At 74.7% G+C, this 22,937-nt stretch carries 20 protein-coding genes and 1 pseudogene; 14 read left to right on the top strand and 7 right to left on the bottom strand.

Annotated elements, in window-relative coordinates; all coding sequences use genetic code 11:
• Window positions 1-333 precede the first annotated feature (333 nt).
• From bdeA to ACSYGO_RS14715, 3 genes and pseudogenes are all read left to right on the top strand, one after another.
• Window positions 334-1,299, top strand: a complete 966-nt coding sequence (gene bdeA / locus ACSYGO_RS14725; RefSeq protein ID WP_460386834.1) for a bis(hydroxyethyl) terephthalate hydrolase — start codon at window positions 334-336, stop codon at window positions 1,297-1,299.
• A gap of 1,096 nt (window positions 1,300-2,395) precedes the next feature.
• Window positions 2,396-3,991: pseudogene (locus tag ACSYGO_RS14720) on the top strand (LuxR C-terminal-related transcriptional regulator); the annotation flags it as partial.
• 113 nt (window positions 3,992-4,104) lie between these two features.
• The gene (locus ACSYGO_RS14715; RefSeq protein WP_426675909.1) at window positions 4,105-5,526 is read left to right on the top strand and encodes a PucR family transcriptional regulator; all 1,422 of its coding nucleotides are present in this window, start codon (window positions 4,105-4,107) and stop codon (window positions 5,524-5,526) included.
• A 45-nt stretch (window positions 5,527-5,571) separates the two neighbouring features.
• On the opposite strand, the gene ACSYGO_RS14710 is transcribed toward ACSYGO_RS14715, so the two are convergent.
• Window positions 5,572-6,207 (bottom strand): TIGR03085 family metal-binding protein, encoded by a 636-nt coding sequence (locus tag ACSYGO_RS14710; protein WP_426675910.1) that lies wholly within the window; start codon window positions 6,205-6,207, stop codon window positions 5,572-5,574.
• Between the two features lie 142 nt (window positions 6,208-6,349).
• Here ACSYGO_RS14710 and hisI point away from each other — a divergent pair, with 142 nt between their 5' ends.
• From hisI to lgt, 11 genes are all read left to right on the top strand, one after another.
• Window positions 6,350-6,751 carry a phosphoribosyl-AMP cyclohydrolase gene (gene hisI, locus ACSYGO_RS14705; protein WP_095933672.1) on the top strand — a complete coding sequence of 134 codons (402 nt, stop codon included), beginning with the start codon at window positions 6,350-6,352 and terminating at the stop codon, window positions 6,749-6,751.
• An 11-nt stretch (window positions 6,752-6,762) separates the two neighbouring features.
• Window positions 6,763-8,241: an anthranilate synthase component I gene (locus tag ACSYGO_RS14700; protein WP_432176583.1), complete on the top strand. Its 1,479-nt coding sequence runs from the start codon at window positions 6,763-6,765 to the stop codon at window positions 8,239-8,241.
• 107 nt (window positions 8,242-8,348) lie between these two features.
• On the top strand, window positions 8,349-9,002 hold the full coding sequence (locus ACSYGO_RS14695) for a TIGR02234 family membrane protein (protein WP_426675912.1): 654 nt from the start codon (window positions 8,349-8,351) through the stop codon (window positions 9,000-9,002).
• A gap of 157 nt (window positions 9,003-9,159) precedes the next feature.
• Window positions 9,160-9,390, top strand: a complete 231-nt coding sequence (locus ACSYGO_RS14690; RefSeq protein WP_426675913.1) for an HGxxPAAW family protein — start codon at window positions 9,160-9,162, stop codon at window positions 9,388-9,390.
• Between the two features lie 93 nt (window positions 9,391-9,483).
• Window positions 9,484-9,933, top strand: a complete 450-nt coding sequence (locus tag ACSYGO_RS14685) for a DUF2752 domain-containing protein (RefSeq protein ID WP_426675914.1) — start codon at window positions 9,484-9,486, stop codon at window positions 9,931-9,933.
• Between the two features lie 158 nt (window positions 9,934-10,091).
• Window positions 10,092-10,901: an indole-3-glycerol phosphate synthase TrpC gene (gene trpC, locus ACSYGO_RS14680; protein ID WP_028803146.1), complete on the top strand. Its 810-nt coding sequence runs from the start codon at window positions 10,092-10,094 to the stop codon at window positions 10,899-10,901.
• A gap of 112 nt (window positions 10,902-11,013) precedes the next feature.
• Complete coding sequence (gene trpM / locus ACSYGO_RS14675; protein WP_426676053.1) at window positions 11,014-11,244, top strand: tryptophan biosynthesis modulator TrpM; 231 nt, start codon at window positions 11,014-11,016, stop codon at window positions 11,242-11,244.
• A 337-nt stretch (window positions 11,245-11,581) separates the two neighbouring features.
• Complete coding sequence (gene trpB, locus ACSYGO_RS14670) at window positions 11,582-12,874, top strand: tryptophan synthase subunit beta (protein ID WP_426675915.1); 1,293 nt, start codon at window positions 11,582-11,584, stop codon at window positions 12,872-12,874.
• On the top strand, window positions 12,871-13,686 hold the full coding sequence (trpA, locus tag ACSYGO_RS14665) for a tryptophan synthase subunit alpha (RefSeq protein ID WP_345643823.1): 816 nt from the start codon (window positions 12,871-12,873) through the stop codon (window positions 13,684-13,686). The genes trpB and trpA overlap by 4 nt, the downstream gene beginning before the upstream one ends.
• Window positions 13,687-13,821: 135 nt before the next feature.
• Complete coding sequence (locus ACSYGO_RS14660; protein ID WP_426675916.1) at window positions 13,822-14,601, top strand: DsbA family protein; 780 nt, start codon at window positions 13,822-13,824, stop codon at window positions 14,599-14,601.
• Window positions 14,602-14,721: 120 nt separating this feature from the next.
• On the top strand, window positions 14,722-15,762 hold the full coding sequence (gene lgt / locus ACSYGO_RS14655; RefSeq protein WP_432176585.1) for a prolipoprotein diacylglyceryl transferase: 1,041 nt from the start codon (window positions 14,722-14,724) through the stop codon (window positions 15,760-15,762).
• 64 nt (window positions 15,763-15,826) lie between these two features.
• On the opposite strand, the gene ACSYGO_RS14650 is transcribed toward lgt, so the two are convergent.
• The 6 genes from ACSYGO_RS14650 to ACSYGO_RS14625 are packed head-to-tail and all read right to left on the bottom strand — an operon-like array spanning window position 15,827 to window position 22,903.
• Entirely contained in the window at window positions 15,827-16,663 is an 837-nt protein-coding gene (locus ACSYGO_RS14650) for an HpcH/HpaI aldolase/citrate lyase family protein (RefSeq protein WP_426675918.1), read from the bottom strand.
• Window positions 16,660-17,952: a CaiB/BaiF CoA transferase family protein gene (locus tag ACSYGO_RS14645; RefSeq protein ID WP_432185901.1), complete on the bottom strand. Its 1,293-nt coding sequence runs from the start codon at window positions 17,950-17,952 to the stop codon at window positions 16,660-16,662. Before ACSYGO_RS14645 ends, ACSYGO_RS14650 begins: the two co-directional genes overlap by 4 nt.
• Complete coding sequence (gene rbsK, locus ACSYGO_RS14640; RefSeq protein ID WP_426675920.1) at window positions 17,949-18,860, bottom strand: ribokinase; 912 nt, start codon at window positions 18,858-18,860, stop codon at window positions 17,949-17,951. The genes ACSYGO_RS14645 and rbsK overlap by 4 nt, the downstream gene beginning before the upstream one ends.
• On the bottom strand, window positions 18,857-20,251 hold the full coding sequence (locus ACSYGO_RS14635; protein WP_426675921.1) for an ADP-ribosylglycohydrolase family protein: 1,395 nt from the start codon (window positions 20,249-20,251) through the stop codon (window positions 18,857-18,859). The genes rbsK and ACSYGO_RS14635 overlap by 4 nt, the downstream gene beginning before the upstream one ends.
• Window positions 20,248-21,408 carry an ADP-ribosylglycohydrolase family protein gene (locus ACSYGO_RS14630; RefSeq protein ID WP_426675922.1) on the bottom strand — a complete coding sequence of 387 codons (1,161 nt, stop codon included), beginning with the start codon at window positions 21,406-21,408 and terminating at the stop codon, window positions 20,248-20,250. Before ACSYGO_RS14630 ends, ACSYGO_RS14635 begins: the two co-directional genes overlap by 4 nt.
• Window positions 21,409-21,415: 7 nt before the next feature.
• Window positions 21,416-22,903: an ADP-ribosylglycohydrolase family protein gene (locus tag ACSYGO_RS14625; RefSeq protein WP_460389717.1), complete on the bottom strand. Its 1,488-nt coding sequence runs from the start codon at window positions 22,901-22,903 to the stop codon at window positions 21,416-21,418.
• Between the last annotated feature and the right edge of the window lie 34 nt (window positions 22,904-22,937).

Here is a 22,937-nt window from a genome sequence, read left to right as displayed (position 1 = left end):
CGCTGCCGTCGTCGTTGCCGCCGTCACCGGCGTGGTGCGCGGCCCGGAGGTCTCGGGAGGGGGTCCCCGGGAGGGCGGGCGCCTCCCCGGGAGGGGGCCCCGGGAGGGCGGCGCGGGAGGGTTCCCCGGGAGGGCGGGCGCGGGCACGGGTGCGGGCCAAGGCCGGTGATTCTGCCGATGTGCGCGGCCGGGGCACGGGCGGACAGTTGCCACCGCAACCCACCGAGACGGACCCCGCCGCTTCGGAGCGTGCGCCGTCCGACACCCACGCCCCGGCCGCGCAGCGACCCGCGGCGCGGGTCCGTCACCCCTCACCGAGAGGACGCACCCGCCGTGCAGCAGCCGAACAACGCTTCCCCCGCCGCGCCCGTCGGCCCCGACCCGTCCGCCCCGCGCCCGCACCGGTTCACGAACCGTCTCGTGCGGGCCGGCCTCGCGGTGCTCCTGGCCGCGGGCGGCCTGGTGGCCGCGCAGGCCGCCGGAGCGCAGGCCGTCCCGGCGGGGGCGGCCGCCGCGAACCCGTACGAGCGCGGCCCCGCGCCCACCGAGTCGAGCATCGAGGCGGCCCGCGGGCCGTACGCCGTCTCGCAGACCACCGTCTCCTCGCTGTCCGTGTCCGGATTCGGCGGCGGCACCGTCTACTACCCGACCTCGACCAGCGACGGCACCTTCGGCGCGGTCGCCATCTCGCCCGGGTACACCGCGTACCAGTCGTCCATCGCCTGGCTCGGACCCCGGCTCGCCTCCCAGGGCTTCGTGGTGTTCACCATCGACACCCTCACCACCCTCGACCAGCCCGACAGCAGGGGACGTCAACTGCTGGCCGCGCTCGACTACTTGACGCAGAGCAGTTCCGTGCGGACCAGGATCGACAGCAGCCGGCTCGGCGTCATGGGGCACTCGATGGGCGGCGGCGGCACGCTGGAGGCCGCGAAGAGCCGTCCCTCGCTCCAGGCGGCGATCCCGCTGACCGGCTGGAACCTGGACAAGACCTGGCCGGAGATCAAGACGCCGACCCTGATCGTGGGCGCCGACGGTGACACGATCGCTCCGGTCGCCACCCACTCCGAGCCCTTCTACGAGAGCCTGCCGAGCTCGCTCGACAAGGCGTATCTGGAGCTCAACGGCGCCACCCACTTCACGCCCAACAGCTCGAACACGACGATCGCGAAGTACAGCATTTCGTGGCTGAAGCGATTCATCGACAATGACACCCGCTACGAGCAGTTCCTCTGCCCGTTGCCGCGGCCGTCCCTCACGATCGACGAGTACCGAGGCAACTGCCCGCACACCTCCTGACCCGTCCCGGCGTCGTCGAGTCCGCGCCCGGGGTGCTCTCACGGCACCCCGGGCGCACCGCTTGTGCGGGCGCACAGGCAAGACCCGCCGGGTCTGGGAGCGCGCCCAGCCCGCGCCCGCCCCGTGCCTCCCCGACGGCCCTCTTCTCCCTGGTCACAGGGGGTCTCCGGGAGTGCGGGGCAAGCGAACCCGGCACTTCCGCCGTCGTTTACGCGGAAGTAACGTGACGCTCGTGACCGGAATGACGACTGCGCGAAGTCCACTCCGGACAGCGGGCCGGAGCGCGTCACCCCCACCCGTGCGGGGGGCGTCGGATCCACCGCCCCGGAGCCGTACGCCCGGAGCGCCGACCGCCGCGGCCACCGAACCACCGGAGGGCCGCACGGAGACTCAGCCGCCCCCGGCGGCGGAGGCGACGGCGGTCCCGGGCGCGGGCGCGACGCCGCCCCCGAGTGCGGAAGTGACGGCGGTCCCCCTCCCGGACCCGTCGATGGCGCGGGCGGGGAGTGGGCGGGGCCGCACCGGTCCGACTCCCGCCGCCGCTCCGGTACTCGACGCGGAGGGCCCCGCCCGGGCCGACAGGCCGCCGGGGTCCAGCCGCAGGGGTTCAGCGGGCGCCGCGAGCTCCGCCGGGCCGTCCGGTCCCGCCGTGCCGGTCGTCGGGGGTGAGGCCGTGTGGCCCGGTGAACGGTGCGTGGGGGAGGGTGAGTTGATGCTGCTGGCGGCTGCCGAGGGGGAGCGGGGCGTGAGGGGCGCCGGAGTGGACGCCGCGGTGGTCCGCAGAGCCGCCGGCGCGGGCGGGCTCGACGCGGGTGTCCTCGACGCGGCGGAGGCCGCGGGTCTCGTCCGGCTCACCGGAGGCCGGATCGGCGTGGTGGACCCGGGCACGGCCCGCACCCTCTACGCGACCGCGCCGGCCGCCCGGCGGCGCGCGGCCCACCGTCTGCTGGCCGAGGCCCACGCCGGGGGCCCGCATGCGCTGCCCGTGCTCTTCCACCGGGCCGCGGCGGCCACGGCACCCGCACCCGGCCTCGGCGACGCGCTCGCCGCCGCCGCGGCGGCCCGGGCGCAGGCCGGGACGGACTCCGCGGAGCTGTCGGCGGCCTGGGCGCGGTCCGCCGAACTCGCCGCCGAGGACGGTGTACGCGCCCTCCGGCTGATCCACGCCGCCGAGCACGCCCGGCTGGCGGGGCTGCCGCGGCGCGCCCGGGACCTGCTGGCGCAGGCCGGCTACGAGGGTGCGCGGGACGCCGTGCGCGGAGCGGCGGAACTGGTCGGCGGACGGCTCGCCCTCCAGGACGGCCCGGTCGCCGACGCGCGCGAAGCGCTGCTCCTGGCGGCCGAGTTACTGGCTCCCGCCGACGCGGGCCGTGCCCAGGCCGCCCGGCTCGCCGCCATGGAGGCGGCCTGGGCGGCGGGCGACGCGGCGGCCTGCCTGGAGGCCTTGGAGCCCTCCTCCGCACAGCCCGGCGCCGACCGCCGGCTCACGGCGTACCGGGAGGGGATGACCGAGGTGATGCACGGCCGTCTGGAGGCCGGACGGCAGCGGCTGCGCGAGGTGGTGGCGGGCGCGTCCGGTACCGCTCCGCAGAGCCCGGAGGCGCTCCTGCGGGCCGGGGGTGCCGCCCTGGTGGCGGGCGATCTGCCGGCCGCCTGCCGGGCCGGCTCCCGTGCCCTCGCCGTCGCCCGGGCCAGGGGCCCGCGCCTGCTCGTCGCCCAGGCGCTGGAACGCCTGGCCTACGCCGAACTGCGCGCCGGCCGGCACGCCCGTGCCCGCGCCCACGCCGAGGAGGGACTGCGCACCGCCCGCGACGCCGGCCAGGACAACCTCGCGGCCCACCACCACGCGATCCTCGCGCTGGTGGCGTCGGTCGAGGGTTCCGCGGAGGCCGTCGCCGAGCACGCCGACGCCGCCGAACGTGTCGCCGCGCCCCACGGACTCGTGCAGGCGGCCACCCTGGCCCAGTGGGCGCGGGCCCGCGCCGACCTGGCCCGCGGCCGGGTCGCCGAGGCCGCCGCGCGACTCGGCCCGCTGGTCGGACCCGGCCCGCGCCGCGGTCACTTCGCGGTGCGGATGCTCGCCGTCCCCTGTTTCGTGGAGGCGGCGGCCCGCACCGGCCAGGCGGAGGCCGCCCGTTCGGCGGTGGCCGAGTTCGCCCGGTGGGCCGGTCAGGGCGCCGACCCGCAGGCGCCAGCCCAACTGGCCCGCTGTCGCGCCCTGCTGAGTAGCCATCAGGAACGCGAAGCGCTGTTCGTCGCCGCGCTCGCCCGCCACGAGGAGGCGACCGGGGACTTCGAACGCGGCCGTACCCAGCTGCTGTACGGGTCGTGGCTGCGACGGCGGCGCAGACCGGGTGAGGCCCGCGGTCGTCTGCGTGACGCGCTGGTCTCCTTCGAGCGGGGCGGCGCACTCGGCTGGGCCGCGCAGGCGCGGGCCGAACTGCGCGCCACCGGGGACGCCGCACCGCGTGAACCGTCCGGCCCGCTGGCGCTGCTGACGCCCCAGCAGCTGCGGATCGCGCGGTGCGTGGCGGAGGGCGCCACCAATCGCGAGGTGGCGCTCAGCCTGTCCGTGAGTCCCCGCACCGTCGACCACCACCTGCGGAATGTCTTCGCCGTCCTGGGGATCCGCTCCCGCGTCGAGCTCTCCCGACTGGTGGACCGGGCCGAGAAGACCATCGCACACCCCTAGGTACCGACCGGGCGGTATGTCATCCTGCGGGATCAGGAGGTCCGGAGCACCCGTGTGCCGCGCGTCGGCGCACCGGGCCGCCCGGACCGAGCCGACTCCGGTGGAGGACAGCGATGCAGCACCTCGTACCCGCCCACGTCCGGCCCCTGCCCGGACCGCGGCCCCCGGTACCCGCCGCACGCCCGGCCGTCGACGCGGAGGCACTCTCCGTACTGCACCGCGCGGCCCGGACGCTCATGGCGGGGCTGCCCGAGCTCACCGAACGCCTGATGACCCTCCTGAGCGAGTGCGAACCCGCCTACCGCACGGCCGTGCGGACCGACCCGGAGAACGTGCGCGACGAGGTGCAGCGCTCGCTGCGGCTCAACGTCGGATCCCTCATCCGGCCCGGCGAACTGCGCGAGGCCGCCCACCGCTGCTCCTGGGCCATCGGCAGGGCCCGGGCCGAGGACGGCCTCCCGCTGGACGCCCTGCTGCGCGCCTTCCGGCTGGGCGGCGGCATGGTCTGGCAGGGGCTCGTCGACGAGACGGCCCGCCGCGACCCCGCCGACGTACGGCTGCTCGTGCACGTGGCCGCCGACGTGTGGAACTTCGTCGACGACCACTGCGCGATCGTCGCCGACGCCTACCGCCAGACCGAGCGCGAGCTGACGTGGCGCCGGGAGAACCGGCTGCGGCTGATGACGACCGCGCTGCTGGACGGCACCGCGCGCATCGCCGACCTGCCGGCCACCGCGGCCGCGCTGGGGCTTCCCGAAGAGGGCCGGTACGCCGTCGTGCTGGCCCGCCTGCCCGCCGTCCGGGCGGGTGCGGACGTACGGGTCCGGCCGCACCTGCCCGGCCTGCGTGTCCTGTGGTCCCGTGATCACGACGGCGGCGGGAGCTACGGGATCGTCCTGCTCGGCGGTGACCTCGACGTGCCGCACGGCGGGGGTGAGCCGGGCCACGGCCACGACGGCGGTCTCGGCGCCCGGGGCCCGGGGCGCGCGGCGGCCGTGCCGGAGGCCGGCGGCCCGGGCGGCGGCGACGGCCCCGACGGTGAGCACGCCCGGACGCACGGGACCGACGCGGACGCCGGGGAGATCGCCCGGCGGCTGGCCTGCCCGCCCGGTTCACGGATCGGGGTGAGCCCGGTGGTGGAGGGCCTCGCCGCGATCGGCGACGCCCGCCGCCTGGCCGACACGGCGCTCCGGGCCTGCCCGCGCTCCGGGGGCACGGTCGTGCTGGAGGAGCACCTGCCCGCCGCCCTCGTCGTGTCCGCCCCGGCCCTCGGGGCGGCGCTCGCCGAGCGGGTCCTGGGCCCGCTGCTGCGGCTGGACGCCTCCGACCGGGACATCATGCTGGACACCCTGACGGCCTGGCTGGCCTGCGACGGCTCCGCCCAGCGTGCCGCCGGCCGGCTCTACTGCCACCGCAACACGGTCCTGAACCGGCTGCGCCGCTGCGAGCAGCTCACCGGCCGCTCCCTGACCCGGCCCGCGGACGTCGTGGAACTCTCGCTCGCCCTGGCCGCCCGCAACCTGCTGGACCCCTGACGGACACCGGAGGCGGCACGGGCGGACCGCCCGTCCGCCGGCCGCTCAGATCCCGAGCTGCTTCCCCTCGTGCAGCTTCGTGATCGCGTCCTTGTCGCCGTCCAGCTCCACATCGGCCGCCTGCTGCCGGCCGAGCGCGAACATCAGCAGCTCCGAGGGCTCGCCCGTGACCGTCACGACCGGAGTGCCCTTGTGCGCGACGGCGGTCTGGCCGTCCGGGCGGCGCAGCACCAGGCCGGTCGGGGAGCCGCGGCCGGCCAGCCGGGCCGTGCGCTCCAGCCGGGACCACAGGGCGTCCTGGAACACCGTGTCCAGCTCGCGCGGCGTCCAGTCGGGCTGCGCGCGCCGCACGTCCTCGGTGTGGACGTAGAACTCGACCGTGTTCGACGCCTCGTCGATCTGCTTCAGGGAGAACGGCGAGAACCGCGGCGGCCCCGTACGGATCAGCTGGATCAGCTCCTCGTACGGCTTCTCGGCGAACTCCGCCATCACCCGCTCCAGCCGTGGTGCGAGCGGTTTGATCAGGATTCCGCCGGCCGCGTCGGCACGGCGTTCGCGGACCACCACGTGCGCGGCGAGGTCCCGGGCGTTCCAGCCCTCGCACAGCGTCGGGGCGTCCGGGCCCACGGCCTCCAACAGATCGGCCAGGAGAAGTCGTTCACGCTTGGCATGGGTCGACATGCGGCAAGCCTACGACCGCCCCCCGCGTCCGCCCAGTGGACGCCGGCCGCCGGGACGGCGTGCCCGCGCCGGACGGCCCGGGCGGCGTCCGGCCCGTGGACGACGGCGGGACACGTCGTCCCGGCGCGGCAGAATGGCACCCATGACCAGCACGCCTCAGCCCAGCAGCCCCAGCGGCCTGGACCCCGAGATCGCCGCGCGCCTCAAGCGCAGCGCCGACGGGCTCGTCCCCGCCATCGCCCAGCAGTACGACACCGGCGAGGTGCTCATGCTCGGCTGGATGGACGACGAGGCGCTGCATCGCACCCTCACCACGGGCCGCTGCACGTACTGGTCGCGCAGCCGACGGGAGTACTGGGTCAAGGGCGACACCTCCGGCCACGTCCAGCACGTGAAGTCCGTGGCCCTGGACTGCGACGCCGACACCCTCCTGGTGAAGGTCGACCAGGTGGGCGCGGCCTGCCACACCGGCGCCCGCACCTGCTTCGACGCCGACGTCCTGCTCAAGGACGCCGATTCCGGCGTACCGTCACTGGATCAGTAGGGTCAGCCGCCATGGACCTCGAGACCTTCCGCAAGCTGGCCACGGACCGCCGTGTGATCCCCGTCAGCCGCAAGCTCCTCGCGGACGGCGACACGCCGGTCGCGCTCTACCGCAAGCTCGCCGCCGAGCGCCCCGGCACCTTCCTCCTGGAGTCCGCGGAGAACGGCCGGTCCTGGTCCCGCTACTCCTTCGTGGGCGTCCGCTCGGCCGCCACGCTCACCGAGCGGGACGGCCGGGCGCACTGGCTCGGCACCCCGCCCGTCGGCGTCCCCGTGGACGGCGACCCGCTGGCCGCCCTGCGCGCCACCATCGAGGCGCTGCACACCCCGCACGGCGAGGGCCTGCCCCCGTTCACCGGCGGCATGGTCGGCTATCTGGGCTACGACATCGTGCGGCGTCTGGAGAAGATCGGCCCCGGCGAGCGGGACGACCTGAAGCTGCCCGAGCTGACCATGCTGCTCACCAGCGACCTGGCCGTCATGGACCACTGGGAGGGCTCGGTCCAGCTGATCGCCAACGCGATCAACCACAACGACCTCGACACCGGCGTCGACGAGGCCTACGCGGACGCCGTCGCCCGCCTCGACGCCATGGAGGCCGACCTGTCGCGCGCGGTGTCCCAGCCGCCCGCCGCGCTCCCGCCCTCCGAACTGCCCGAGTACACCGCCCTGTGGGGCGGCGCCGATTTCCGGGACGCCGTCGAGGACGTCAAGGAGCGCATCCGGGCGGGCGAGGCCTTCCAGGTCGTCCCCTCCCAGCGCTTCGAGACGCCGTGCACGGCGAGCGCCCTGGACGTGTACCGCGTCCTGCGGGCGACCAACCCGTCGCCGTACATGTACCTGTTCCGCTTCGACGGCTTCGACGTCGTCGGCTCCTCCCCCGAGGCACTCGTCAAGGTCGAGGACGGGCAGGCGATGGTCCACCCCATCGCGGGCACCCGGCCGCGTGGCGCCACCGTCCAGGAGGACCAGGCCCTCGCCGACGAGCTGATGGCCGACCCCAAGGAGCGCGCCGAGCACCTCATGCTCGTCGACCTGGGCCGCAACGACCTCGGCCGGGTCTGCGAACCCGGCTCCGTCGAGGTCGTCGACTTCATGTCCATCGAGCGGTACTCGCACGTCATGCACATCGTGTCGACGGTGACGGGGCGGGTCGCGCGGGGGCGCACGGCCTTCGACGTCCTGGCCGCCTGCTTCCCGGCGGGCACCCTGTCCGGAGCGCCCAAGCCGCGCGCGATGCAGATCATCGACGAACTGGAGCCGTCCCGGCGCGGGTTGTACGGCGGCTGCGTGGGCTATCTGGACTTCGCGGGCGACTCCGACACCGCCATCGCGATCCGCACGGCCCTGCTGCGCGACGGCACGGCGTACGTCCAGGCGGGCGCGGGCATCGTCGCCGACTCCGACCCGGTCGCCGAGGACCACGAGTGCCGCAACAAGGCGGCGGCCGTCCTGCGCGCGGTGCACACCGCGAACCGCCTGGGCCGGTAGCGCCGTTGGCCCCCGGCCGCGGGGGGCTGCCGGACCGTCCGGCTCCCGGCAATAGGACGAGGCTCACGTGAACCCCGGGTGACGGTTCGCCCGGGGTTCAGGCGATAGTGGAGTACGTGACTGCTGTACCTCACCCCCGATCCGAAGCCGCCGGCCCCGCCGGGTCCGGCCGCCGCAGCCTCGGAGTGGCCCTGCTCAGCGGCGCGCTCGGCGCGGCCGTGGCCCTGCTGTCCACCCGGCGCAGCTGGGCGGAGGGCACCGCGACGGTGGCCGGCGGCGACTTCCCGCTGACCGCCAAGGGCAGCGACGTCACGGGCGTGCCCGCGGCGCTCGCCATAGTCGGCCTCGCCGCGCTCGTCGCCGTGTTCGCCGTACGCCGCTCCGGGCGCCTGCTCGTCTCCGTGCTGCTCGCCCTCTCCGGCGCGGGCACCGTCGTCGCGGCCGTGCTCGGCGCGGACGACAGCTCCGCACTCGACGAGAAGGCCGCCGCCGCCTCCGGCAACACCGCCGCCACCGCCGACGCGCTCAGCCACACCGCCTGGCCGTACGTCGCGGCCGTGGGCGGTGCGCTGATCCTCCTCGCGGGTCTGCTCGCGCTGCGCTACGGCAGCCTGTGGCCGGCGATGTCGGGCCGCTACGAACGCGACGGGACGCCCCGGCCGCGGAAGGCCGAGCCGGTCGACCCCGACCGCCCCGAGGACCTGTGGAAGGCGCTCGACCGCGGTGAGGACCCGACGGGTCCCGACCCGGCCGGGACCTGAGCGCTCCGCAGCGTCCCCGGCCCGCCCGGCACCCCGGTCACGCACCGGCACGGGCGGCGCGCGAGGAAGGACCCCCCGCTCACGGCACGCGCCCGAGTACGGGACAATGGATGTGAGCGTCCGACTCACATACGCATACAGCAACGAGGAGCAAGTCATGGCGGGCAGCAGCCACGGTCACACCCCGGCCGCCTGGACCGGTGTCATCATCGCCTTCATCGGTTTCTGCGTCGCGGGTGCCTTCATGGTGATGGCCCAGCCGCTGGGTTTCTGGGCGGGCATGGTCGTCGTCGCGCTCGGCGGTGTCGTCGGCTACATCATGAAGTCCGCGGGCCTCGGCCAGCAGAAGTCCACCCCGGTCCGCGAGACGGCGGGTGCCCAGGGCTGACCGGCCCGCGAACCTCCCGAGAGGCGGTCCCGGCACGGCCGGGGCCGCCTCTCGCGTTCGCGCGACAGGCGCGCGACGCGGGAGAGGGGCACAATGCGTGGGGTGAACGCAGAAACCCAGAGGGTGACGCGGGCGGCCGGACTTCCGGACGCGCTGCGCCGGCTCCTCGTCCCCGGTGGGGTGCTGGCCGCTGTCGTCGGTGCCTTCGCGTACGTCGGGGCCGTCGACCCGAACCAGCCCGGCCACTACCCGGTCTGCCCGCTGCTGCGCTTCACGGGCGTGTACTGCCCCGGCTGCGGAGGTCTGCGCAGCGCGCACGCCTTCGTGCACGGGGACATCGCGACGGCGCTCACCGACAACGTGCTCGCCGTCGCCGGATACCTGGTCTTCGCGGTGGTGTGGGCCGTCTGGGTGGTCCGCTCGGTCCGCGGACGGCCGGTGCGGCTGGATCTCGGACCGGTCCACCTGTGGAGCCTGGGCGCGCTGGTGCTCGTCTTCACCGTTGTCCGGAACCTGCCGTTCGGCGGCTGGTTGCATCCTTGATCAACGGGCAAACGTCCAGGTAGTGGGACCGGCGTCAACCGGATGCAAGGCCTACGCCTTCCTCCGGATACCATCACAAGTGACCCGTCCGAACCGTCCGGGACGGTCCACCCGGGTCGACTGCTTCAACCCTCCACCGCAGGAAGGGGGCCGCTCGCGTGAGCGTGCTCGACGAGATCATCGACGGAGTCCGTGCCGACCTCGCGGAGCGGCAGGCGCGCGTCAGCCTCGACGAGCTCAAGGAGCGCGCGGCGAAGGCTCCGGCGGCCAAGGACGGCGTGGCGGCCCTGCGCGGTGACGGCGTCAAGGTCATCTGCGAGGTCAAGCGGTCCAGCCCCTCCAAGGGTGCGCTGGCCGCGATCGCCGACCCGGCCGGCCTCGCCGCGGACTACGAGGCGGGCGGCGCCGCCGTCATCTCCGTGCTGACCGAGGAGCGCCGCTTCGGCGGCTCGCTCGCGGACCTGGAGGCCGTCCGCGCCCGCGTGGACATTCCGGTCCTGCGCAAGGACTTCATCGTCACGTCCTACCAGCTGTGGGAGGCCCGCGCCTACGGTGCCGACCTCGCGCTGCTGATCGTCGCCGCCCTCGACCAGCCCGCCCTGGAGTCCCTCATCGAGCGCGCCGAGTCCATCGGGCTCACCCCGCTCGTCGAGGTGCACGACGAGGACGAGGTCGAGCGCGCGGTGGACGCGGGAGCCAAGGTCATCGGTGTCAACGCGCGCAACCTGAAGACGTTGAAGGTCGACCGCACGACCTTCGAGCGCGTCGCGCCCGAGATCCCCGACTCCATCGTCAAGATCGCCGAGTCCGGCGTCCGCGGCCCGCACGACCTCATCGCGTACGCCAACGCCGGCGCCGACGCGGTCCTGGTGGGCGAGTCGCTCGTGACCGGCCGTGACCCGAAGACCGCGGTCTCCGACCTCGTCGCGGCCGGGGCCCACCCCGCGCTGCGCCACGGACGGGACTGACCCGCCCGTGTCCGTCGCGCCCCGCGCCGTCGCCGACTCCCGTCCGGGCCTGCGCCCCGACGGTGAAGCGGCACGCCCGGGGCGCGGGGGCACCCACACCGGCCGGCCCGCCGTGCGCTCCGCCGCGGCACCGTCCCCCGCCTCGGCGGTCCGGGGCCCGTACGCCCGTCTCGCCCGCGGCTGCCGTCCGCGCGGCTGCCGGGCGCCCGCGCGGCGCGTGCACGGCCGCCGGGTCCGTTACGTCATCGGCGACGAGCCGGGCCAGGTCAACGGCATGCGATGGCCCGAGCGCGTACGCGCGCTCGCGCCCCTTCCGGCCACGTCCTCCCTTCGGGCGGTCTGAGCCGGAGTCCGGCACCGGCCACTCCAGGAGATCCGCCCCGTCACACCGCCGGGCGCGGTTCCGGGCGTGGGACGGGCTCCGCCCGTCCCGCCGTCGAGTGGCTCCGCCCGGCGCGGCACCGCCGATCACCGCCGCACGGCCGCATGCCGTCGTGGCGGTCCTCGCCACCCGACCGGTGACTCTTCCGGTCCGCCCGGCCGTCATGCGGCGGGGTGTCCGCCGTGGAGGGTGGACGGGACGGCTCGGCCCCGTGCCGCGGGTGCATCGCGGGCGTACGTGGCTAACGTGACCACTGACCGGCCTTCAACCGGGGCGACAGCCCCTGCGAGGTAATCGCATGCCCAGCGAGTTCTTCATTCCCGACCCGGAGGGTCGAGTTCCCAGCGCCGAGGGCTACTTCGGCGCGTTCGGCGGCAAGTTCATCCCGGAGGCGCTCGTCGCCGCCGTGGACGAGGTCGCCGTCGAGTACGACAAGGCGAAGGCGGACCCCGAGTTCGCCCGCGAGCTCGACGACCTGCTCGTCAACTACACCGGGCGGCCGAGTTCGCTCACCGAGGTGCCCCGGTTCGCCGAGCACGCGGGAGGCGCCCGTGTCTTCCTGAAGCGGGAGGACCTCAACCACACCGGCTCCCACAAGATCAACAATGTGCTCGGCCAGGCCCTGCTGACCAAGCGGATGGGCAAGACGCGCGTCATCGCGGAGACGGGCGCCGGCCAGCACGGCGTCGCCACCGCGACCGCCTGCGCGCTCTTCGGTCTCGAATGCACCATCTACATGGGCGAGATCGACACCCGGCGCCAGGCACTGAACGTGGCCCGGATGCGGATGCTCGGCGCCGAGGTCATCGCCGTGAAGTCCGGCAGCCGCACCCTCAAGGACGCCATCAACGAGGCGTTCCGCGACTGGGTCGCCAACGTCGACCGCACCCACTACCTCTTCGGCACCGTCGCGGGCCCCCACCCCTTCCCGGCCATGGTGCGCGACTTCCACCGGGTCATCGGCGTCGAGGCGCGGCGGCAGATCCTGGAGCGCGCCGGACGCCTCCCCGACGCCGCCGTCGCATGCGTCGGCGGCGGCTCCAACGCCATCGGGCTCTTCCACGCCTTCATCCCGGACGCGGACGTCCGCCTGATCGGCTGCGAGCCCGCCGGGCACGGGGTGGAGACCGGAGAGCACGCCGCGACCCTGACCGCCGGCGAGCCCGGCATCCTGCACGGTTCGCGGTCGTACGTCCTCCAGGACGAGGAGGGGCAGATCACCGAGCCCTACTCGATCTCGGCCGGACTCGACTACCCCGGCATCGGCCCCGAGCACTCCTACCTCAAGGACAGCGGCCGGGGCGAGTACCGCGCCGTCACCGACGACGCGGCCATGCAGGCGCTGCGCCTGCTCTCCCGCACCGAGGGGATCATCCCGGCCATCGAGAGCGCCCACGCGCTCGCGGGGGCCCTGGAGGTCGGCAAGGAGCTGGGCAGGGACGGGCTGATCATCGTCAACCTGTCCGGCCGCGGCGACAAGGACATGGACACGGCCGCCCGCTACTTCGGCCTGTACGACGAGGGCACCGACGCGGTCGTCCCCGCGGACGCGGCCGGCGAGAACGCCGAGATCGAGGGGGACGCCAAGTGAGCGGCAACATCCAGCTGTTGAGCGACACCCTCGCCGGTGCGAAGGCGGAAGGGCGCTCCGCCCTCATCGCCTACCTGCCGGCCGGTTTCCCGACCGTCGACGGCGGCATCGCCGCGATCAAGGCCGTCTTCGAGGGCGGCGCGGACGTCGTCGAGGTGGGCCTGCCGCACAGCGACCCCGTCCTCGACGGCCCTGTCATCCAGACCGCCGACGACATCGCCCTGCGCGGCGGCGTCAAGATCGCCGACGTGATGCGGACGGTCCGGGAGGCCTTCGAGGCGACCGGGAAGCCGGTCCTCGTGATGACGTACTGGAACCCCATCGACCGCTACGGCGTGGAGCGCTTCACCGCCGAGCTCGCCGAGGCGGGCGGCGCGGGCTGCATCCTGCCCGATCTGCCCGTCCAGGAGTCGGCGCTGTGGAGGGAGCACGCCGAGAAGCACGGCCTGGCGACCGTCTTCGTCGTCGCGCCCAGCAGCAAGGACGCCCGGCTCGCCGAGATCACCGCGGCGGGCAGCGGCTTCGTGTACGCCGCCTCGCTGATGGGCGTCACCGGCACCCGCGAGTCGGTGGGCGCCCAGGCCCAGGACCTGGTGCGGCGCACCCGGGCCACCACCGAGCTGCCCGTCTGCGTCGGCCTCGGCGTCTCCAACGCGACCCAGGCCGCCGAGGTGGCCGGGTTCGCCGACGGTGTGATCGTCGGCTCGGCGTTCGTGCAGCGGATGCTGGACGCGCCGGACGAGGCCGCAGGTCTCGACGCCGTGCGCGCCCTCGCGGGCGACCTCGCCGAGGGCGTGCGCAAGAAGGCGTGAGGCCTGCACCGGGGGAGCCGGCGGAGCTGTCGCGCCGGCCCCCCGACAGGTGCGTAACGGACAATCCGCTCACTCGAAGGGGTGGACCTGGGACCGGGGAGGCGCGCTGCGCCTCCCCGGTTCGTTCTGCCGGATGTGAGCGAGAACAACCGTGACGTAAAGCGCAATGCCCGCGAGCGGCTGGCGGTCGAGCGAGAGAAGCAGAAGGCCGCGGAGAAGCGCCGGCGCGCGCTGATCGTGGGGGCGTCGGTGGTCTGCGTCCTGGCCCTTGCCGCGGTGGTCGGCGTCCTGGCCGCCAACTCCGGCAAGGAGACCAAGAAGACCGAGACGGCGGGTCCGGCCGTGTCGCCGTCGGGAGCCACCGGCAAGGACGGTCTCGCCATCCCCGTCGGGAAGGACGGCGCCAAGTCGACCCTCACGGTGTGGGAGGACTTCCGCTGCCCCGCCTGCCAGGCCTTCGAGGCCATGTATCGGCCCACGATCCACGAGCTGGTCGACGCCGGACAGCTGAAGGTCGAGTACCACCTGGTCACCCTCATCGACGGGAACATGGGCGGCAGCGGCTCCCTGCGCGCGGCGAACGCCGCGGCCTGCGCCCAGGACGCCGGCAAGTTCACCGAGTACCACGACGTGCTCTACGAGAACCAGCCCACGGAGACCGACGACGCCTTCGCCGACAACGCCAAGCTCATCGAGCTGGCGGGCAAGGTCGACGGCCTGGACACCCCGGCCTTCCGCAAGTGCGTCAACGACGGGACGCACGACAGCTGGGTCGTGAAGTCGAACACCGCCTTCCAGAACAACGGCCTGCACTCGACCCCGACCGTGCTGCTGGGCGCGACGAACATCTATGCGGACCAGACGATGACGCCCGCCAAGCTGAAGCAATTGGTGGAGGCGGAGAACAAGTCCTGAGCTCCCCGCACGCCCGCTGCCCCCGGCCCGCCGCCCGGCCCGGGGGCAGCCGCACGTTATGGACCCGTTGCCGGGCTGCTTGCCTCAGGTGAGGTCCGGCACGGTAGCGTCGACCCTGCCATGGAACTTGCCTTCATTCCCAGCCCGTCGCGCAGTGTGCTGCATCTCGGCATCATTCCGCTGCGCGGGTACGCGTTCTGCATCATCATCGGCGTCTTCGTGGCCGTCTGGCTCGGCAACAAGCGCTGGATCGCCCGGGGCGGGCGATCCGGCACCGTTGCCGACATCGCGGTCTGGGCCGTCCCCTTCGGTCTCCTAGGAGGCCGGCTCTATCACGTGATCACGGACTACGAGCTGTACTTCAGCGAGGGCCGTGACTGGGTGGACGCCTTCAAGGTGTGGGAGGGCGGGCTCGGCATCTGGGGTGCCATCGCGCTCGGCGCGGTCGGCGCCTGGATCGGCTGCCGCCGCCGCGGCATCCCGCTGCCCGCGTACGCCGACGCCATCGCCCCCGGCATCGCCTTCGCCCAGGCCATCGGGCGCTGGGGCAACTGGTTCAACCAGGAGCTGTACGGCAAGGCCACGGACGTGCCCTGGGCGCTGCACATCACCTCCTCCGCGGACGGCCGCGTCCCGGGCTACTACCACCCGACGTTCCTGTACGAGTCGCTGTGGTGCATCGGCGTCGGACTCCTGGTCATCTGGGCCGACCGCCGCTTCCAGCTGGGCCACGGGCGCGCCTTCGCGCTGTACGTCGCCGCCTACTGCGTCGGCCGCGGCTGGATCGAGTACATGCGCGTCGACGACGCCCACCACATCCTCGGTCTGCGTCTGAACGACTGGACCGCGATGGTGGTCTTCCTGCTCGCGGTGCTGTACATCGTGATCTCCGCGCGCCGCCGTCCCGGCCGGGAGGCCGTCGTGGAGCCGGGCGCGGACACCCCCGGCGACAAGGACGGCGAGACCGCCGCGGCCACCGAGGCCTCCGGCAAGGACGCGGACGACTCCGCCGAGGACGCCGACGACTCCGCCGTCCGGGCGAAGCCCGTCGACCCGGATGCCGACCGACCCGGTGAGCCCGGCTCCGCCGAGGACACGGACGCCGTCGAGGACGTCGCGCCGGCCACCGTCGACGAGGCGGGGTCGGCCAAGAAGGGCTGACCTTCCGTACCCCGAAGGGGGCGCCGCGTCCCGGACGCGGCGCCCCCTTCGTGTGCGGGGCCCGCTACGTCAGACGGCGCGCCAGCGCGAGGGTGCGATGGGCGGCCATCACCACCGCCGCGTCGACGAACCGGCCGTCGGGCAGGGCTTGGGCGCCCGCGTCGCTCTCGGCGGCCTTCACGACGGCCTCGGCCGACTCGATCTCCGCCGGGGTGGGGAGGTAGGCCTGCTCGATGATGGGCAGCTGGCGGGGATGGATCGCCGCACGCCCGAGGAAACCCAGCGTGCGGCCGTGCCCGCAGGACGAGGCCAGCCCCTCCACGTCGCGGATGTCCGGATAGACCGACTGGACGGGCGGGGGCAGGCCCGCCGCACGCGCGGCCACGACCACACGGGCGCGCGACCAGTCCAGGCCCGTGTCGTTGCGGACGCCGAGGTCGGCCCTCAGGTCGGTCTCCCCGATGGCGATGCCGTGCAGTGCCCGGTGCGACGAGGCGATGGCGAAGGCGTGCTCCACGCCGAGTGCCGTCTCCAGCAGCGCGTACAGGGGAATCGCGGCGCCGTCGGCGGGCGTGGCCTCCTGCGCGGCCCGTACGACGTCGGAGGGCGAGGTCACCTTCGGGAGCCGGATGCCGGACAGTCCGGGGAGCGGGGAGAGCGTCTTCAGGTCGGTCTCCGTCAGCGGGTTGTCCAGGGCGTTGACGCGGACGTGGACGGGGACGGGCGGCGGATCGCACAGCAGGTCGGCCGTGGCCTCGCGGGCGTACGCCTTGCGGTCCGGGGCCACCGCGTCCTCCAGGTCGACCAGCACGACGTCCGCCCCGGAGACCAGGGCCTTGGCGACCACGGCAGGACGGTCCCCGGGGGCGTACAGCCAGGTGAGGGGGAATTCCGCGGTCACAGGGCGCCCTCCGCGCGCAGCGCGCCGATCTCCGCCCCGGTCAGACCGAGCTCGGTGAGGACGCGCTCCGTGTCCGCGCCGTGCGGGCGGCCCGCCCAGTGGATCGCGCCCGGCGTGCCGGAGAGCCGGAAGAGGACGTTCTGCATGCGCAGCGGTCCGAGGTCGGGGTCGTCGAGAGTGGTCACGGTGTCCAGGGCCGCGTACTGCGGGTCGGTCATGACGTCCCGCACGTCCTGCACGGGGGCCACCGCGGCCTCCGCCTTCTCGAAGGCCTCCAGGACCTCGGTCCGGTCGTGCCGGGCGATCCACGAGCCGACCGCCTCGTCCAGGACGTCCGCGTGCCGTGCCCGGTCCGCGCCCGTCGCGAACCACGGCTCGTCGATCAGGTCCGGGCGTCCCACCAGCCGCATCACCCGCTCCGCGATCGACTGCGCCGACGTGGAGACCGCCACCCAGGAGCCGTCCGCCGTGCGGTAGGTGTTGCGGGGGGCGTTGTTCGCGGAGCGGTTCCCGGTGCGCGGCTGGACGTGGCCGAGCTGGTCGTACCAGATGGGCTGCGGGCCGAGGACGGTCAGGATCGGTTCGATGATCGCCATGTCGATGACCTGGCCCTCGCCGGTGCGGTCGCGGGCCCGCAGCGCGGTCATCACGGCGTACGCCGTCGCCAGGCCCGCGATCGAGTCGGCGAGCCCGAAGGGCGGCAGGACCGGCGGCGCGTCGGGCTCCCCGGTGACCGCGGCGAAGCCGCTCATCGCCTCGGCGAGCGTGCCGAAGCCGGGGCGGTGCGCGTACGGGCCGAACTGGCCGAACGCGGTGACCCGGGCCAGCAGCAGGCGGGGGTTGGCGGCCGACAGTTCGTCCCAGCCCAGGTCCCACTTCTCCAGCGTGCCGGGCCGGAAGTTCTCGACGATCACGTCGGCGGTGGCGGCGAGCCGGAGCAGGGTCGCGCGGCCGCCGCGCTTGGACAGGTCCAGCGTGATGGTGTGCTTGTTGCGGCCGAGGAGCTTCCACCACAGGCCGACGCCGTCCTTCGACGGGCCGTGGCCTCGCGACGGATCCGGTTTCGCCGGATGCTCCACCTTGATGACCTCCGCGCCGAAGTCGCCGAGCATGGTGGCGGCCAGCGGTCCGGCGAAGAGGGTCGCGAGGTCCAGGACGCGCAGCCCGGCGAGCGGGCCGTCGCGTTCCGGTCGGGCGCTCGCGCGATGCGGCGGCCGGGTGCGCTCCGGGTCCGTGCTCGCCGGACCGGTGCCCTGCGGGCCCACCGGGCGGGCCGGGCGCGCGGTCATGAGCGCGCGCCGTTCGCCTGTGCGGCCTGGGCGTCGATCTCCGACCGGTACGGCATCGAGGAGGAGGCCCCCGGCCGCTGCACCGAGAGCGCCGCGGCCGCCGACGCCCGGACGAGCGCCTCCGGCATCTCCCGGCCCTCGGCGAGCGCCACGGCGAGGGTGCCCGCGAAGGTGTCGCCCGCACCGGTCGAGTCCACGGCGGTGACCCGGGGAGCGGGCACGGTGAGGGGCCGCGCGCCCCGGGCCGCGTACAGACTGCCCGCCGCGCCCAGGGTGACGACGACCTGCGGGACCTGTTCGAGCAGGGCCGCGGCGGCCTCGTACGGGTCGGTGACGCCGGTGAGCGCGGCGGCTTCGTGCTCGTTGGGCAGCAACAGGTCGATGGCGCCGAGCAGTTCGGCTGCCAGCGGCTGGGCGGGGGAGGGCGTCAGGATCGTGCGGACGCCGTGCCGGCGCGCGGCCCGGGCGCCCGCGACGACGGCGTCGAGCGGGATCTCCAGCTGGAGCAGGAGGGCGTCGGCGGTGGCGATGAGTCCCTCGTCGCCGGGGGCGAGGGCGGTGACGGTGCCGTTGGCGCCGGGGACGACGACGATGGCGTTGCCGCCCTCGTCGTCGACGACGATGTGCGCGGTGCCCGACGGGCCCTCGGTGGTGCGCAGGTGGTCGGTGTCCACGCCCGAGTGCTCCAGCGTGGACCGGAGCTGGCTGCCGAAGGCGTCCGCGCCCACCGCGCCGATCAGCGAGACGTCGGCGCCCGCGTGCGCCGCGGCCACCGCCTGGTTGGCGCCCTTGCCGCCGGGGATCGTACGGAACTCCCGTCCTGTCACGGTCTCCCCGCGCTGCGGGGCCTTGGGGACGTACGCGACGAGGTCCATGTTCGTGCTGCCGAGCACGGCGATGTGGGTCATGGGCGACGGATCTCCCGTTGTGTGAGGTGGGCGAGGGTGTCGAAGCCGATGCCGTCGAAGTCGGCGATCGAGGTGGCGAGCCGGTTCTTCAGGGGGCTGGTCCAGCGGTCGGGCAGGGCCAGGGGGTCGCCCGCGAGGAGGCCCGCGACGCTGCCGGCCGTCGCGCCGTTGGAGTCGGTGTCCCAGCCGCCCGACACCGCCCGGCAGATGGACCCGGTGAAGTCGCCGTCCGCGTGGGTGAGGGCGGCGGCGATCAGGGCGGTGTTGGGCACGGCGTGCACCCAGTGGCAGTCGTGGTGGACGGCGTGCAGTTCGTCCACGACCGTGTCGAAGTCGTCCGTCGTACGGGCGAGCCGGACGGCGTGCCGGACCGCGCGGGCCAGTCGGGAGCCGGGCGGCACGACGGTGAGTCCGGTGCCGAGACACCGGTGGACGTCGCTCGTCCCGCCGGCCGCCTCGGCGACGACCGCCGCCGTGAACATCGCCGCGTAGACGCCGTTGGCGGTGTGGGTGAGGGTGGCGTCCCGGTGCGCCTGTGCCGCGGCGGCGCCCGGATCACCGGGGTTGGTCCAGCCGTGCACGTCGGCGCGGATCAGCGCGCCGATCCACTCGCGGAACGGGTTGCGGTGGCGGGCCGTCCGCGGGGGTTCGATGCCGGACAGGAGGTTGCGGTAGGCGACGCGTTCCGCGGTGAACGTGCGGCCCGCGGGGAGTTCGTCCAGCCAGAGCCGGGCCACGTCCGCGGTGGTGAACCGCCTGCCGTGGCGTTGCAGCAACAGGAGGTTCAGGAGCGGGTAGTTGAGGTCGTCGTCCTCCGGCATGCCGTCGATGTTCTCGGCGAGGGAGGTGGGCGCGGACCGCTTGTTCCAGGGGTAGGCCTCCTTGAGGTGCCCGGGCAGTCCGCGCGCCGTGAACCAGGTGTGCAGCGGCCAGTTCCCGGTGGCCCGGGCCAGCTCCCGGATGCCCCGCAGAGGCAGCTTCTCCACCGGTTTGCCCAGCAGGCAGCCGACCGCCCTGCCCAGCCAGGCCGCTTCGAGGCGGGCCTGGCCGGGGACCGGCGGCGGTACCGGTGGTGGCGCCGGCCAGTCCGCGCAGTGGGCCCTGATCCTCGTCAGGCCGGTCGGCTCCTGGTGCGCCGACGTGCTGGGCAGGTCCGCCAGCTCGTCGAGCAGGTCCTCGGCCAGGACCCGCAGGTACGGGGAGACCGGAATCGGGGAGGAACCCGCGCGCAGCGGGGCCTCGGAGCCGCCCGCCGCGCGCCAGCGGGCCGCGACGGCCGCGGGGGAGCGGCCGTCCTGGACCGCCTGGTGCAGTTCGTGGCCCAGGAGGTCCTCGGGCTGGACCCAGGTCAGCCGGAGCGCCTTCGCCGGCGACCCGGCGGAGCCGGTCACCGTGGTCCCGCCAGAGCCGCGTACGCCGATTCGTGGGCCCGGCGGCGGCGCACGTCCCGCTCGAAGATCTCCCGGGTCACCTCCGCGAGCGTCCTGGCCGGACCGTCCAGGTCGAGGCGGCTCGACTCCGCCACCGTCTTCGCCCAGTCGTGCGGGACCTCGGAACCGAGGGCGCCCGCGAGGGCCCCGGCCATGGTCGCGATGGAGTCGCAGTCGCGTCCGTAGTTGACCGCGCCGAGGACCGCGTGCCGGTAGTCGCCGCCCCCGACCACCAACATGCCAAGGGCGACGGGGAGTTCCTCGATGGAGTGCAGGCGTGAGGGGCGGCGGGCGCCCAGGGACGGGGCACGGTAGTCGGGGCCGACGGTGTCGTAGGGGGCCACCGCCTCGCGCAGCGGGGCCAGCGCGGACTCGAAGTCCGTGTGGCGGGCGGCGACTTCGCAGACCGCCTCGACGGCGTCGCGGGTGCCGTCCTTCGCCAGAGCCAGGCAGGCGTCGACCACCGAGGCGGGGGTCGCCCCTGGGGCGCAGGCTGCCGCGACCGCCGCGGCGAAGACGCCCGCGGCCTCGCGGCCGTACGACGACTGGTGGGCGCCGGCGACGTCGAGCGCCTCGGCGTACGCGGCGGCCGGGTTCGCCGCGTTGACCAGGCCGACCGGGGCCATGTACATCGCCGCACCGCAGTTGACGATGTTGCCGGTGCCCGCCTCACGGGGGTCCACGTGGCCGTAGTGCAGCCGGGCCACCAGCCACTTCTCCGCGAGGAAGATCCGTTGCAGGGGGAGCGCCTCGGCCTCCAGTTCGGGGATCCAGCGGGGGGTGCCCATGAGGTCGGGCACCAGGTGCTCGGCGACGGAGTACGCGTCGAGGTGGTCGCGGACGGTCGCGTACACCCGTACCAGCGCATGGGTCATCAACGTGTCGTCGGTGACGTGTCCGTCGCCCTTGTGGTACGGGGCGATGGGGCGGGCGGTGCGCCACGCGTCGCCGTTCCAGGGGCCGACGATGCCGTGCACCCGGCCGCCGTGGCGCTCGGTGATCTGCTCGGGGGAGTACCCCTCGACGGGGCCGCCGAGCGCGTCGCCGACGGCGGCTCCGACGAGGGCTCCGGTGATCCGTTCGTCGAGGGTTCCCGTTCCTTCTCCTTTGGGCGTCATGCCCGAATCATCCCTCTGGGTGGGCCAGTTCCGTCGCTTCGAGCAGATCGGCGAGTCCGATGAGGTCCGTCCCGGTCAGCCGGGGCAGCGCACAGCCGGACAGCGTGCGGCAGGCGTCGCGCCAGGAGGCGGGGATCGCCGCGCTCCCGCCGAGCGCGCCGGTCAGCGCCCCCGCGAGCGCCGGGGCGGAGTCGGCGACCCGGGACAGACAGGCGGCGGCCGGAACCGCCTCGGCGATCCGGCCGCGCGCGGCGGTGGCCAGGGCGAGGGCCACCGGGACGGTCTCGGCGGCGGCGATGCCGTAGCTGTACACGTGATCCACGATCTGGTGTTCCAGCAGTGGGACCAGGGCGAACGTGTCCTCGCTGGCGCGCGCGAGGGTGAGCGCGTGCCGGGCGTTGCGGCCGATCTCCGTCGACTCGGGGAGTTCCGCGAGCGCGGCGTCCGCGCAGGCGTCGACGTCGGCCCCGGCGAGGGCCAGCGCCAGTGCCGCCGCCATCGCCCGGGCGCCGTGCACACCGTCGCCGTCCTGGGTGTAGCGGGCATCGAACTCCGCGAGTTCGGCGGCGAGTCGGGGGTCGCCCGGGTGGGCCACGGCCAGCACGCAGGCCCGGACGCAGGCCGCGTCGTCGAAGTAGTGCGGATTGTCGTGGCCGGTGGCCGGCGGGCGCAGTCCGGTGGCGAGGTTGCCGAGCCCGGCCCGTACGGAGATCCGGGCGCGCAGCGGGAGCAGGGCGGACTCGACCTCCGGGGCGCGTTCCGCGGCGGCGGCGACCTCGCTGGCGATCGCGTTCCACGACAGGTCGATGGACGCCCGCATCCGCCGCTCCCGGCTCAGGTCGCCGAGCGCGGCGCCCTCCCCGGCGCGCAGCACGGCCTCCGCCGCGAACGCCGCCCACTCCGCGTCGTCCGACGGGCCGAGCCTGAGCGGCTCCGGCGGCTGGTTGAGCGCGATCGGCACGGGCAGTGTCGTGGTCGCGTTCTGTTCCGCGAACGTGTCCAGCTCCCGGGTCAGCCGCCGCGTCCACTCGGGCATCCGCGCGGCCCGGTGCCGGGCCGCGGGCCATCCCGCCGCGTCCCCCGCGGCCAGCCCGAGGAGCAGCCCCTCGATGCGCCGGACGCGTGGCCGCCGGGCCACGCCCGCACGGACCTCGCGACCGGGCTCCGCAGCGGGGTCCTCCGCGACGACGATCCGCACCGGGCGCTCGGAGCGCCCGGGCACGGCCTTGTGGGCGGCGGGTGCGGGGGTCGTCTCCCGGACGGCAACGGGTGCGGTGACCTCCGGGGCGGCGAGGGACGCCGGGTTGGTCACCGGGACGGCCGGCAGCGTGGGAGTCGTCGCCGGGGCGGCGATGGCCGCCGTGCCGGCTCCCGCTGCCGGGGGCGGAGGCGGGGGCGGGGGCGCGGTCTGCGGGGCGGCGGCAGGCGCGGGCGTGGTCTCCGGGGCGACGGGAGGCGCGGGCATGGTCTCCGGGGCGACGGGAGGCGCGGGCATGGTCTCCGGGGCGGCGGGAGGCGTGGGTGCGGTC

It is taken from the genome of Streptomyces krungchingensis, assembly GCF_054729265.1.
The sequence above is the reverse complement of the archived record's forward strand: the minus strand, read 5'-3'. Positions and strand labels throughout refer to the sequence as shown.

Coding starts and splice junctions, on each gene's coding strand:
- hisI (WP_095933672.1), top strand. CDS start 6,350: ATGACCAGCACGCCTCAGCCCAGCAGCCCCAGCGGCCTGGACCCCGAG.
- ACSYGO_RS14685 (WP_426675914.1), top strand. CDS start 9,484: ATGCGTGGGGTGAACGCAGAAACCCAGAGGGTGACGCGGGCGGCCGGA.
- ACSYGO_RS14625 (WP_460389717.1), bottom strand. CDS start 22,903: ATGCCCGCGCCTCCCGTCGCCCCGGAGACCATGCCCGCGCCTCCCGTC.
- trpB (WP_426675915.1), top strand. CDS start 11,582: ATGCCCAGCGAGTTCTTCATTCCCGACCCGGAGGGTCGAGTTCCCAGC.
- ACSYGO_RS14690 (WP_426675913.1), top strand. CDS start 9,160: ATGGCGGGCAGCAGCCACGGTCACACCCCGGCCGCCTGGACCGGTGTC.
- ACSYGO_RS14700 (WP_432176583.1), top strand. CDS start 6,763: ATGGACCTCGAGACCTTCCGCAAGCTGGCCACGGACCGCCGTGTGATC.
- ACSYGO_RS14710 (WP_426675910.1), bottom strand. CDS start 6,207: ATGTCGACCCATGCCAAGCGTGAACGACTTCTCCTGGCCGATCTGTTG.
- lgt (WP_432176585.1), top strand. CDS start 14,722: ATGGAACTTGCCTTCATTCCCAGCCCGTCGCGCAGTGTGCTGCATCTC.
- ACSYGO_RS14715 (WP_426675909.1), top strand. CDS start 4,105: ATGCAGCACCTCGTACCCGCCCACGTCCGGCCCCTGCCCGGACCGCGG.
- rbsK (WP_426675920.1), bottom strand. CDS start 18,860: ATGACCCACATCGCCGTGCTCGGCAGCACGAACATGGACCTCGTCGCG.
- ACSYGO_RS14645 (WP_432185901.1), bottom strand. CDS start 17,952: ATGACCGCGCGCCCGGCCCGCCCGGTGGGCCCGCAGGGCACCGGTCCG.
- ACSYGO_RS14630 (WP_426675922.1), bottom strand. CDS start 21,408: ATGACGCCCAAAGGAGAAGGAACGGGAACCCTCGACGAACGGATCACC.